This is a genomic window from Providencia sp. UF-224 (assembly GCF_058245955.1).
Genome location: NZ_JBSICC010000003.1, coordinates 250763 through 263113, shown reverse-complemented (window position 1 = coordinate 263113; position 12351 = coordinate 250763). Strand labels below are relative to the sequence as shown.

Sequence of the window (12351 nt, the reverse complement as noted above, 5' to 3'; positions counted from 1 at the left end):
GAATCAATGCAAAATACATTGGCGAAGCAATTAGCCGCCAGTGAAAAGCAACAAGCTGATTTACAAGCTAAATTAAGTCAAAACGAACAAAATTATGCTACGGCGCAAGCACAATTGCAGCAAGCTGATACAGATTTACAGAAACTGCGTAAAGATGTTGAAAAACAAACGGCATTGCTAAATCAAGCCAGTGATGAGCAAGTTAAAGCCATCACCGCGGATTTAAATAAACAAATTACGTTGCTGAAACAAAAAGAAGATGGGCTGAAAAAAGCCGAAGCGGACAGCCAATTAACCCGTGATGCGCTAGCAAAACAGCAAGCTGCGGCCAAAGAGCTAGAGCAGAAAAACCAGCAATTAGCGGCGCAGTTAACGGAAAAATCACAGCAGGCTGATAAAATTCAAGCGGCATTAGCCACACAAACGGCGAAGGCGGCGGATAAAGCTGCGTTAGAAAGCGAATTAGCGACGGCGAAAAAACAATTAGCTGAACATGAATCAATGCAAAATACATTGGCGAAGCAATTAGCCGCCAGTGAAAAGCAACAAGCTGATTTACAAGCTAAATTAAGCCAAAACGAACAAAATTATGCCACGGCGCAAGCACAGTTGCAGCAAGCTAATGCGGATTTACAACAACTGCATAAAGATGTCGAAAAACAAACAGCATTATTAAATCAAGCCAGCGATGAGCAAGTTAAAGCCATCACGGCGGATTTAAATAAACAAATTACGTTGCTGAAACAAAAAGAAGATGGGCTGAAAAAAGCTGAAGCGGACAGCCAATTAACTCGTGATGCGCTAGCAAAACAGCAAGCTGCGGCCAAAGAGCTAGAGCAGAAAAACCAGCAATTAGCGGCGCAGTTAACGGAAAAATCACAGCAGGCTGATAAAATTCAAGCGGCATTAGCCACACAAACGGCGAAGGCGGCGGATAAAGCTGCGTTAGAAAGCGAATTAGCGACGGCGAAAAAACAATTAGCTGAACATGAATCAATGCAAAATACATTGGCGAAGCAATTAGCCGCCAGTGAAAAGCAACAAGCTGATTTACAAGCTAAATTAAGCCAAAATGAACAGAATTTCACAACTGCACAAGGGCAGTTGGATAAAGCCAATGCAGGCCTGCAAAAACTGCAAAAAGAGGTTGAAAAGCAAACTGCATTGATGGGACAGGCGAATGATAAGCAAGTCGCAGCACTAACACTCGACCTTAATAAGCAAGTTGCCTTATTGCAAGAAAAAGAAGCGGACTTGAAAAAAGCCCAAGCAGAAAGCCAAGCAACGCGTGATGCATTAGCTAAACAGCAAGCAACAGAGAAAACATTGACTGAGAAAAATCAGCAATTAGCAGCTCAATTAGCGGAAAAATCACAGCAAGCAGATAAAATTCAAGCGTTATTATCTGCTCAAACAACTAAAGCAGAAGGCAAAGCTAGTTTAGAAAGTGAGTTAGCATTGGCTCAAAAACAGCTGGCAGAGCACCAAAGTGCACAAAGCTCTTTAGCCAAACAAGTTGCTGATAGTGAAAAGACACAAGCAGAATTACAAGCATTACTTCAGAAAAATGAGCAAAATTATGTCACCGCACAAGAGCAATTAAATACCGCGAATTCAGAGCTTAAAACGTTAAAAGCGAATATAGAAACTAAAACTGCATTAATGAACCAAGCCACGGATCAACAAATTAAAGCATTAACCGTCGATTTAAATAAACAGATCGCACTGTTAAAGCAAAAAGAAGATGGTTTGAAGAAAGCGGAGACAGATAGCCGTTTAGCGCAAGATGCGCTAACGAAACAGCAAGCGACATCGAAAGAATTAGAGCAAAAAAATCAGCAACTTTCTGCGCAATTGAAAGAAAAAACGCAGCAAGCAGATAAAATCCAAGCGTCACTTGTCGAGCAATCCGCTAAAGTTGCTCAGAAAATTACGTTAGAGTCGGAGCTTGCTGCGGCTAAGCAGCAACTACAAGAGCACCAAGCTGCCCAAAATACACTTTCTAAACAATATACTGAAAGTCAAAAGCAGCAACAGCAGCTTCAAAGCGCACTTGCCCAAAATGAGCAAAACTTTGCTACAGCACAAAAACAGTTAGCGAAAGCAAATACAGATCTGCAAAAATTACAAAAAGATGTTGAAAAACAAACGACTTTAATTGGGCAGGCGAGTGATCAGCAAGTGAAAGCTTTAACTGCCGATCTGAATAAACAATTGGCGCAGCTGAAACAAAAAGAAGATGCGTTAGGTAAGTTAGATTCAGAGAAAAAATCTATTCAAGATGCGTTAGCGTCACAAGAAAATGAAAAGAAAAAATTAGAGCTGCAAAATGCGGAGTTTGTTAAACAAACGAAAGCACAAGAAACACAAATTAGTAAGTTAGAGAGTGACATCGCAGCGAAATCTAAAAAACAAGCTGAGGTTGAGTCACAGCTTGCTGATGCAAATAAACAAATTAGTGCCCTGAAATTAGATGCTCAAAAACTTAGCTCTGCGACTAATGCACAAAAAGAATTAGCGTCGGCTCAGGAGCAATTGAAAAAATTACAGGCAGAGTTAGATGCACAAAAGTCTTTCTCGAGTGATGAAGGGCTTAAGTCACAAATTATGGACTTAAATCGCCGTATTACTCAGTTACAAGATGAAAATATTGCGCTAAAAGCGAAAGGCAAAACGGGTTCAAGTGCTGGGCTTGCAGGGCGTGTGCCACCAAGTAAAGATACTAAAGTGGTCGCAGAAGAGAATGCTAAGAAAAATCAGAAGATAATTCAAGATATTACGGCACAAAAATACAGCAAACTGGATAATAATACATACTATAAAATTATTCAGCGTGGTACGCCGATTAGTGATGTTAAAAAGAAAGATATCACCTTTATTATGCGAGAGCAGCTAACGGATGGGACGGTAACGGTTATGTATACCGATAAAAACCCAGTGACACTGCCTTATAATGAACTGCCAACACCGTTGAATTCGTTTGTTGAACGAGCAGGGGAAGGCGGAATGGTGAAAGTCTACATTAAGCCAGAAGGTGGTTATGGGGTAGAGGGGATTCCAGGTGAAATACCGCCAAACTCTATGTCCATCATTGATTTGAAGATTATGAAAGTCAAATAACCGAAAAAGTCATTTAGGTTTTGAACGGGCGATTTGTCATCAAGGCAAATTGCCTTTTTTATGACGAAGAGTTAGCTGTGAAAATAGTGATAAAGATAGGTTTTTTGGCTGCCTTTCTGCCAGATTATAGTTAAATCAGAAATTTCTATAACTGACAGGGCATGTGTCTATGCTCATTTATTCGGAGTTATCAAGCTGTAATTCTTGATTTACTCGGTGTGTAGCCAAAACGTTTTCGGTAACTTTGTGTAAAGTAAGATTGGCTTGAAAAACCAGCTTCCATTGAAATTTCAACAATACTCATCGCTGTATTTACCAATAATTGGTGTGCATACATAATGCGCTTCTCACTAATCCACGAGCGTGGCGATGTTGCATAAACGGTATTAAACAACTCTTTAAATGTTGTCAGTCCCATGCCAAACGTACGTGCAAATTCACTTAACTTCCATTCTTTTAAGTAATTGTTTTCCATAAAAAGCTGCAAACGTGCTGCTTGGCGGTTGCTTAGTTGTTTAAAGTTCGAGAGCAATACAGAGCCTTGTTCGCTATAAGATAGCAGTAATAATAATTCGCTGACACGTAATGAAACGACGACTTCAGGGTATTCATGATCAATAAACGTGTTTAAGCTATTTTTGATATCATCGATTAAAGGGTATGACGTAAACTTGATGATATCGGATGACGTATCTTCAAAACGTTCTATTTCGCTCAATTTTGAACCATGCACAGTGATAAACTCACGTAAAAAATTATCGTCCAATGCAATCCAAAGTAATTGGCAGTTGGTAGCAAGGTCTGATGTTTGGAACGAATAAGAACCTTGTTTATGGTATAAGATATCCCCTTCATTTAAAACTTGTGCATTTGCAGGGGTTTCTAGTAATAAATTTCCCTTTTCAACGATAATAAGGCCTTTAGTTGCCAAATCGATAATGGTATGAGGCATGTCTTTATCGATCGACATTCTTTTAATAACTTGTTGATTTGAATTGCTTTTGATTTGCATGATAGTCACCTAAATAATCATATTCATACTATTAAAATTCTATTGTCAAAATTAAATATCAGAAAAAGAATGCTGAGTGATATAAAAAATGGACATTACTTGTATGGTTGAAATTATATAAATCGATTATTTATGTGTCATTTTGTAATTTTAAATATAAATAAATGTTTCAAAACATGGTTTTTTCGAGCTAAACACTCAAAAGGATCGTTTTTACCGTTCTGCGCTGCACCCTTATTTTATAATATTCTGTAGTTATCGGTAACATTTGGTTTTTTATTCTAATTCAGCTGTGGATGTTGGATGTAAATTTTTTTGTTTTTTTTACACATAATCAGTGTTTATTTTTGTTTTTAAACGTGTTCATCATTTTTAGTGTAATTATGGGTTTTATTACCATGTTAATAATTGTGATAATATTCGTAAAAAATAATTATTATAAATAATTCTTATGTATTTAATGATTATTTACTCAAGTTATTTGTTTATTTAATCCTAATGATTATTTATTTTTATCAAGATGGTGCTAAATAGCTTAATAATGAGATGTAAGTCTCTATTTTTAATTGATAGGTGGTGTTAATGGTTTTAATAGGTAGTATAAATATAGATTTTAGTAATTAGTTATTTTGGGTTACTATTTTTTATTTGTTCGCTTTTTAATCACTTTGAGTCAAGGGTATTCAGGTTTAGTCATTACATTCTTAAAATCATCGATTGTAGGAAAATGAATGGTGATTTTAAAAATACTAATAAAACAGTTGGATAGTAACATTTAGTTGTTCAACGCACCTTGTTAAAAAAAATAAAGCTTTCTTATATTATATTAAGCTGGAAATTCCGTTTAGAGATATGAGGATTATGCTGGTGTTACTGTTTTTATCGGTTAAATCTTCTTTTATTATTGTGTCTCACGATCTCTTGCTGAGCGATTGCTGGATTTAGATGGGAGCTCAGGAACCGGTTTACGATCATCCAGTAAGTGCCGAATGGCGAGTATTGGATGATGTATCAACATTTTAGGGCCCGCCCAGCGCATCACTAATTTCATTTGTTCTCGCATCTTCGGTTGATAACAGTGGATAAGGCATTGCTTGCAGGCTGGTTTTGCTTCCCCATAACGGCATTTTTCTAAGCGATTAACGGCATAGGCGAAAAGTTTTTGATAATAATCAGGGGTGTCATTGGCAGCTGGGTGTGCTTTCTCATAGATATTAATCATTTTTCCAATCGTTTTAATTTCCCGATTTATTCGTTTACCAGCCATGATGCCTCCATGTTTAAAAGGTAACATGCATTTAATATACATGTTATTGGTTTCAATAGAAAGCTTATGAGGGCTTAACGAGATATTCTTTGATAGAGTTCAATAAATTTAGGGATAATGAAAAAGAGGGTTAACCGGTGGGTTACCCTCTTTAACTGAAACCACTTGGATACTCAATAAACAGATAAACTTATTGAGTCTATCTTTAATAGGTTACAGACTAGATTGCATTATTTTTTGCATTTCATCTTTAAGATGTAATTTTTCTTTTTTTAGTTTGACTACATGCTCGTTGTAGCCAGCGCCAGAAGGGCCTTCGAGTTTACTGATTTCTTTATCGAGTTGATGATGCTTTTCATATAGCATTTGAAAACGGGGATGTGTAGATACTAATTTTGAAACTAAATCTTGATCTGCTGATAACATACTACCTCCTCAGAATGTATTAAGCCTCAAATTTAGTATAATCAGTGCGTATATTTTGTGCATTAAATTAGCGGGTAATTTACATAATTTTTATCATTTTTATGATCCTTATACTAAAATTAAGTATTATTACGTCTATCTACTGTGGGAAACCTATATTTTTGTAATTAAGAATCATCTATAGTGATAATTGTAGTGTAATTGACTTACTATGTAGTGGAACCTAGAGTTTTTAATTGATTTTCTCTTTTGAAATAGGAATAAATGATGAAGAAAGCGATTTTATCTGTAATGGCAGCGGCACTTGTCTCATCTTGTGCAGTAGCAACGGAGGACTTGGAAAAGATCGCGCCATATCCAAAAGCAGAATCAGGAATGACTCGTCATGTGATTCAACTCGCGAACCAGCAAAATGAAAATAATTACATGGTTGAGCTGGTCATTGGTAAAACAATTAAAGCAGATTGCAACCACCAATGGTTTATGGGAGATCTCGATAAGAAAACCTTAGATGGTTGGGGCTACGACTACTATAAACTGGATGAAATTAAAGGGCCTGCATCAACGATGATGGCTTGCACTAAGCCAGCTGAAGACCGCTTTATTACCACTCAATTAGGTGATGATGCATTTGTTCGCTATAACAGCAAACTGCCAATCGTAGTCTATGCACCTGCCGATATGGATGTAAAGTATCGTATTTGGTCAACAGACGATAAACTAATTGATTCCACCAAAAAATAAATAAAAAATGCCGCTAATTAGCGGCATTTTTTATCCTGTATTTTAGCGGATCACAAAGACCGATGTTTTTGCATGGCGAACAATAGCAGACGCGGTTGAACCTAATAAATAGGTTGAAGTGCTTGGGTGGTGTGAACCTACCATAATTAAATCCGCATCAATTTCTTGTGCATAATCCAAGATTTCATCTTTTGCTGAACCAATGCTAACTTTGCAACTAATTTGCTTATCTGGCACTTTAATATCTTTAATTATCTCTTCTAACGCACGCATCGCCAAAATTGAGCGTTCTGCTGAGTTTTTCTGGCTTTCAGGCAGTACAGCAATTTCAATACCAAAGAATAATTCAACACTCGGAATGACGGATAAAAAATGAATTTCAGGTGCGCCCAACATGGCTAAGGCTTCAACATGTTTTATGATGTCCTGATTCAGTTCATCCTCTAACAAATCAATAGGAACTAGAATTTTTTTATACATAGCCACCTCATCCATATGTTATTTGAAATCGATTATAGCAATTCACTATTTATATACTATAAGTTAAATAAGCTGGGAGAAATGCTATTAAGTGCTCATTTATCGATATTTTAAATAATGAGCGCATTTGTAATCAAAAAGTAAAGAATAGGCATTTGCATCTACGCTATCTGGTTACAATTTATGATGAGACATTTAACCGTTAATGTGCGACTATTATTTTATCGGTCATTTAACTTGTTGATTTAAAAGATTATTTAAATGATAATTATTTTGTTTTTCATTAAAGAAATGATGTTATGAATAAAAATGAAATCGTCAGTAAGCCAAGCAAAGAATTTGAGGTTCAACAAGCTAAATTTAAGGCAGCGAAGAAGAGCACATTGATCAGTGTGCTAGTTAATACGCTTTTATCAATTTGGCAGATTATTATTGGTATATTTTCTCATTCATCGGGCTTGATTGCGGATGGGATACACACATTATCTGATTTAATCGCGGATTTTGTTGTTTTAATCGCCAATAAAAAGAGCCACAAAAAACCCGATGAAGACCATCCTTATGGGCATTTTCGTTATGAAAATGGGGCATCATTAATTTTGGGAATTATTTTATTGATTGTTGGGGTGGGAATGGTGTGGTCTGCCATTGAGAAACTGCTCAACCCTGATTTGATCCCTGAAGTTCATATGATTGCATTAGTGGCGGCTTTGATAGCGTTAGTCGCAAAGGAAGGTTTATTTCGTTATATGTTGCACGTGGCAAAGAAAGTCAATTCGAGTATGTTAGTTGCGAATGCATGGCATGCCAGGTCTGATGCCGCATCTTCTTTAGTTGTCGCTATTGGTATTGTAGGGAGCTTATGTGGATTCCGTATTTTTGACCCGCTTGCGGCATTAATTGTGGGAACATTTGTTTTTCGGATGGGCTTTAAATTTACCAACCAATCAATGCAAGATCTAATGGATAAAGGTGCTGATGAAGAAACATTGCAAGAAATCCGCGATGTTCTCGATAATGTTAATGAATTATCAGGTTACCATGATTTAAAAACCCGTAAATCAGGGGATTTTCTATTAGTTGATGTGCATTTAGAGCTTGATGGAAACATGAGTATCACTGAAGGTCATGACATTGCAGTGAAAACTCGACAAAAACTCATGGAAAACCCGCAAATTTTGGATGTTATGACTCACCTTGACCCTTACGATAAAAATACCAAACACTAACCAACCTGTTATTAATAAGTTTCATAAATAGCCGAGTTTTGTATATTGCTCGGTTATTTGTTTTATTTACATCATCAAGCCCAAACTCTGCAATATTTTATTGCACTCGATACGCAACCAGTGGAAAATCAATTTGTTGTTGCAGTTTGGAACAACTTTTTTTGCTCACGCTGAAGGGGCTGTGTTGCAAATATTAAAAATTAAGCCCTTCATTAAATTGATTACTATTGAATATTGAGGAAAAAATGCGGTTTACTCAAGAACAACGCCATACTATCCGATCGCCAAAAGTTATCGCTCTGACCAATCAAAATGGAATGAAAATTTTACTCACAAGTCTGGGGGCAAGTTGGGTTAGTTGCATATTGCCTTTAGCAAGTGGCAAGCGAGATGTGGTTTTAGGATCACCTAATATGGCGAAACAGATGGAGCAAGGTGTTTACCTTGGCGCGACCATCGGACGAGTTGCAAACCGCATTTGTGGCTCACGGTTTACGTTAAATGACCAGCAATACATTGTTTCTAATAATCAAGGCAGACACTGCTTGCATGGAGGAAAAGACAACTTTAGCTATCGAATTTGGGGAATTATTCAGCCAAACCCGTGCAAAGCAGTTTTTTCGTTGACTTCGCCAGCGGGCGATCAAGGCTTTCCAGGGACATTATTGGTTGAGGTAAGCTATGAGCTAACGGAAGATAATCAAGTGATTATTGATTATAAATACCAGTCAACGGAAGACTGCCCAGTGAATTTGACGAATCACACTTATTTTAACCTTGCAGGGGAAGATTCGACTCGAACTGCGTTTGAGCATGATTTGCATATAGCAGCAGATACGTTTTTACCTACCACCGCAGAAGGCCTCCCGACAGGGGAGTGGCGGGATGTGACAGAGACGAATTTTGATTTTCGTGCAGGTAAACGCATTGGGCGAGATTTTTTACAGGATGAGGTACAAGCCGCAGTTGGCGGGTATGACCATACGTTTATCTTCAATAGTGGTATTGCTGATGGCCAGCAAACAGCAGCAATACTAGGCTCGCCTGATGGTGATGTGCAGATGAAAATCACCACGACTATGCCTGCAATGCAAGTTTATAGTGGCAATCAATTGTTTGCGATTGCAGGAAAAAGCCAAATTTATACGGCATATTCAGGTGTGGCTTTAGAGACACAGTTTCCGCCTGATGCAGTTAATCACCCGCAATGGGGCGATTTGTATACAAGTATTGCGAAAGCACAGCAGGTTTACACTAGCCAAACTCGCTATCAATTTATTTTCTAATTTATTGATTTTCGGCTGATAACACAAAGCAGGAAAAACCGCGCTTTTATCCTGCTTTGTCAACAACCTCACGCCGCAATCTAGCGGCGTTTTCGTATTAAAGATGAGTAGAATTTAAACCACAAATAAATCCATATACTCATTAACTGGCATTTTTTCTAGCATCGGTTTATCGAGTGACGCCTGAAGAATACGCAGTTGTTGCGCTTCAGGAAACTGCCTTGCCAAATTAATCCTAAATTTCTTTAATAACAACGGCATCCCTTCTTTACGACGGCGTTTATGGCCGACTGGATACTCAATCACCACTTCTTCCAGTATTTGGCCGTCATTTAAGGTAATGGTGAGTCCATTGGAAATCGAACGCTTATCTGGGTCATGATAATCGGCGGTAAATTGCGTGTCTTCATGGCAGTGCATTTTGGCTCGAAGTGCATCAATTCGGCTATCATGAGCAATGTTATCTTCATAATCAGCCGCAGTCAGCCGGCCAAAAATCAATGGCACAGCCACCATGTATTGAATGCAATGATCGCGATCAGCAGGGTTATTGAGTGGGCCTGTTTTGTCAATAATGCGAATGCAGGCTTCATGGGTGCGGATCGCAATAGACGCGATATCATCGGCGCTTTTACCCATTGCCGCTAATATTTGATGAAGTTGTAATGCCGCTTCGACGGCCGTTTGTGAGTGAAACTCAGCAGGGAAAGATATTTTAAACAGTACGTTTTCCATAACGTAGGAGCCATAAGGGCGTTGGAAGCTAAGTGGTTGACCGTTAAATAAAACGTCATAAAACCCCCAGGTTTTGGCGGTCAATGCAGTTGGGTAGCCCATTTCCCCTTTTTGCGCCATCAAGGCGAGCCTAACAGCACGGGAGGTTGCATCTCCAGCTGCCCACGATTTTCGCGAGCCTGTATTTGGCGCATGGCGATATGTACGTAAGCTATGGCCATCAATCCACGCTTGGGAAACGGCATTGAGGATTTGTTCGCGGCTCAAACCTAATATCTGTGCGACGACTGCGGTTGAGGCGACTTTGACTAAAATAACATGGTCGAGCCCCACTTTATTAAAAGCATTTTCAAGGGCAATACACCCTTGAATTTCGTGTGCTTTAATCATGGCTGTTAATATGTCTTTGATGATTAAAGGTTTTTTACCTTTGGCTAAGTTTTCCCGAGACAACCAATCCGCAGTAGCAAGAATGCCCCCTAAGTTATCGGAAGGGTGTCCCCACTCTGCGGCAAGCCAAGTGTCATTAAAATCCAGCCAGCGGCACATTGTACCAATATTAAAGGCACCTTGAACGGGGTCTAACTGAAATTGTGTGCCCGGAATTTTAGTGCCATTAGGGACAATGGTTTCTGGCACTATTGGGCCTAACAGTTTTTTACAAGCAGGGTATTCTAACGATTCCATTCCACAGCCTAATGTATCAAGCAGGCAATGATAAGCGGTATCGTAAGCTAATTCAGAAACAATCGGGTAATCCATTACATAATCAACAATGTCACTGATCACGCTATCAAATTCAATTTTTTGAGAACTCACGGTTTGTGTTGTCATTATTTTACCTTTATTAACGCTGTTCTATCGGAGTGAATAATTGATTCTCTGGCCCAATATAATTGGCAGAAGGACGAATAATTTTATTGTCTTGTCGCTGTTCGATAATATGGGCAGACCAACCCGCAGTCCGCGCCATCACAAAGAGTGGTGTGAACATCGCCGTGGGTATGCCCATGAGGTGATAGGCCACTGCGGAGAACCAATCTAAATTAGGAAACATGCTTTTTTCACGCCTCATTACCGTTTCGATACGGTCGGCGATGCTGTATAAATGGCGATTTAAATTTTGCTCGGATAACTGTAATGCCACAGATTTAATGATGGGATGGCGTGGATCGGCAAGGGTATAAACGGGGTGACCAAAGCCAATGATGACCTCTTTATTATGAATGCGAGCAATGATATCTTGCTCCGCTTCATCCATTGAAGCATAGCGTTGCTGAATATCTAATGAGACTTCATTTGCCCCACCATGTTTCGGCCCCCGTAAAGCGGCTATTGCTCCGGTCATTGCGGAGTAAAAATCTGTTCCCGTTCCTGCAATAACACGAGCGGCAAATGTTGAAGCGTTAAACTCATGTTCTGCATACAAAATTGCAGCAATATGCATGAACTTTTCCCACTGAGCAGGCGGTTTTTTACCATGTAACAAATGCAAAAAATGCGCGCCAATTGAGTCGTCATCAGTTTGCGTTTCAATGCGTCGGCCATGATGGCTGAAGTGGTACCAGTACAGCAGCATTGAACCTAATGAGGCTAATAACCGGTCGGCAATATCTTTGGCACCTGAAAATGGGTGAGCGTCTTTTTCGGGGAGTACACAGCCCATCATCGAAACCCCTGTACGCATGACATCCATTGGGTGTGCGTTGGCGGGAATGGATTCTAAAGTTTGTTTCACACTCGCAGGTAACCCACGGTAGGATTGCAGTTTTTCTTTATAGGCGGTGAGTTCGGTTTGCGTGGGAAGCTTATCGTGGATCAGTAAATGTGCAACTTCTTCAAATTCACATTGCGTTGCTAAATCATGGATGTCAAACCCACGATAATGCAGGTCATTTCCGTTACGTCCTACAGTACAAAGGGCTGTATTCCCTGCGGAAACACCTGAGAGTGCAACGGATTTTTTAGGTTTAAACTGTGATGTTTCAGTGCTACTAAGTTGTTCATTCATCGTATTATCCTTGTAGGGGCTAGAGGAGGTTCAACTTGGTG

The 12351-nt window shown here is 39.0% G+C and carries 10 protein-coding genes; 4 read left to right on the top strand and 6 right to left on the bottom strand.

Features of this window, described 5'->3' with window-relative positions; translation table 11 throughout:
- The coding region (locus AC4IFO_RS05330) for a hypothetical protein (RefSeq protein ID WP_490732420.1) at positions 1-3120 on the top strand (3120 nt) is incomplete at its 5' end.
- Positions 3121-3310: 190 nt separating this feature from the next.
- Here the strand turns inward: AC4IFO_RS05330 and AC4IFO_RS05325 are convergent.
- The 3 genes from AC4IFO_RS05325 to AC4IFO_RS05315 all read right to left on the bottom strand — a co-directional run bounded on the left by AC4IFO_RS05325 (position 3311) and on the right by AC4IFO_RS05315 (position 5825).
- Entirely contained in the window at positions 3311-4132 is an 822-nt protein-coding gene (locus AC4IFO_RS05325; RefSeq protein ID WP_490732418.1) for a helix-turn-helix transcriptional regulator, read from the bottom strand.
- A gap of 901 nt (positions 4133-5033) precedes the next feature.
- Positions 5034-5399, bottom strand: a complete 366-nt coding sequence (locus AC4IFO_RS05320) for a nitrous oxide-stimulated promoter family protein (RefSeq protein WP_490732416.1) — start codon at positions 5397-5399, stop codon at positions 5034-5036.
- 213 nt (positions 5400-5612) lie between these two features.
- On the bottom strand, positions 5613-5825 hold the full coding sequence (locus tag AC4IFO_RS05315; protein ID WP_490732414.1) for a DUF465 domain-containing protein: 213 nt from the start codon (positions 5823-5825) through the stop codon (positions 5613-5615).
- Positions 5826-6092: 267 nt separating this feature from the next.
- Between AC4IFO_RS05315 and eco the strand changes: the two genes are divergently transcribed.
- Positions 6093-6569 (top strand): serine protease inhibitor ecotin, encoded by a 477-nt coding sequence (eco, locus tag AC4IFO_RS05310; RefSeq protein WP_490732435.1) that lies wholly within the window; start codon positions 6093-6095, stop codon positions 6567-6569.
- A 42-nt stretch (positions 6570-6611) separates the two neighbouring features.
- On the opposite strand, the gene AC4IFO_RS05305 is transcribed toward eco, so the two are convergent.
- Positions 6612-7049, bottom strand: a complete 438-nt coding sequence (locus tag AC4IFO_RS05305) for a universal stress protein (RefSeq protein WP_490732412.1) — start codon at positions 7047-7049, stop codon at positions 6612-6614.
- A gap of 299 nt (positions 7050-7348) precedes the next feature.
- On the opposite strand from AC4IFO_RS05305, the gene AC4IFO_RS05300 reads away from it, so the two are divergent.
- Entirely contained in the window at positions 7349-8278 is a 930-nt protein-coding gene (locus tag AC4IFO_RS05300) for a cation diffusion facilitator family transporter (protein WP_490732410.1), read from the top strand.
- 245 nt (positions 8279-8523) lie between these two features.
- Positions 8524-9564, top strand: coding sequence for a galactose-1-epimerase (locus tag AC4IFO_RS05295; protein ID WP_490732408.1), 1041 nt, complete (start codon positions 8524-8526; stop codon positions 9562-9564).
- Positions 9565-9678: 114 nt separating this feature from the next.
- Here the strand turns inward: AC4IFO_RS05295 and AC4IFO_RS05290 are convergent, their stop codons facing one another.
- Both AC4IFO_RS05290 and prpC read right to left on the bottom strand, forming a co-directional pair.
- A complete protein-coding gene (locus tag AC4IFO_RS05290; RefSeq protein WP_490732406.1) occupies positions 9679-11133 on the bottom strand; it encodes a bifunctional 2-methylcitrate dehydratase/aconitate hydratase in 1455 nt (484 codons plus the stop codon).
- A 13-nt stretch (positions 11134-11146) separates the two neighbouring features.
- Positions 11147-12310, bottom strand: a complete 1164-nt coding sequence (prpC, locus tag AC4IFO_RS05285) for a bifunctional 2-methylcitrate synthase/citrate synthase (protein WP_490732404.1) — start codon at positions 12308-12310, stop codon at positions 11147-11149.
- Between the last annotated feature and the right edge of the window lie 41 nt (positions 12311-12351).

Coding starts and splice junctions, on each gene's coding strand:
- AC4IFO_RS05290 (WP_490732406.1), bottom strand. CDS start 11,133: ATGACAACACAAACCGTGAGTTCTCAAAAAATTGAATTTGATAGCGTG.
- AC4IFO_RS05305 (WP_490732412.1), bottom strand. CDS start 7,049: ATGTATAAAAAAATTCTAGTTCCTATTGATTTGTTAGAGGATGAACTG.
- AC4IFO_RS05325 (WP_490732418.1), bottom strand. CDS start 4,132: ATGCAAATCAAAAGCAATTCAAATCAACAAGTTATTAAAAGAATGTCG.
- AC4IFO_RS05315 (WP_490732414.1), bottom strand. CDS start 5,825: ATGTTATCAGCAGATCAAGATTTAGTTTCAAAATTAGTATCTACACAT.
- AC4IFO_RS05295 (WP_490732408.1), top strand. CDS start 8,524: ATGCGGTTTACTCAAGAACAACGCCATACTATCCGATCGCCAAAAGTT.
- eco (WP_490732435.1), top strand. CDS start 6,093: ATGAAGAAAGCGATTTTATCTGTAATGGCAGCGGCACTTGTCTCATCT.
- prpC (WP_490732404.1), bottom strand. CDS start 12,310: ATGAATGAACAACTTAGTAGCACTGAAACATCACAGTTTAAACCTAAA.
- AC4IFO_RS05320 (WP_490732416.1), bottom strand. CDS start 5,399: ATGGCTGGTAAACGAATAAATCGGGAAATTAAAACGATTGGAAAAATG.
- AC4IFO_RS05300 (WP_490732410.1), top strand. CDS start 7,349: ATGAATAAAAATGAAATCGTCAGTAAGCCAAGCAAAGAATTTGAGGTT.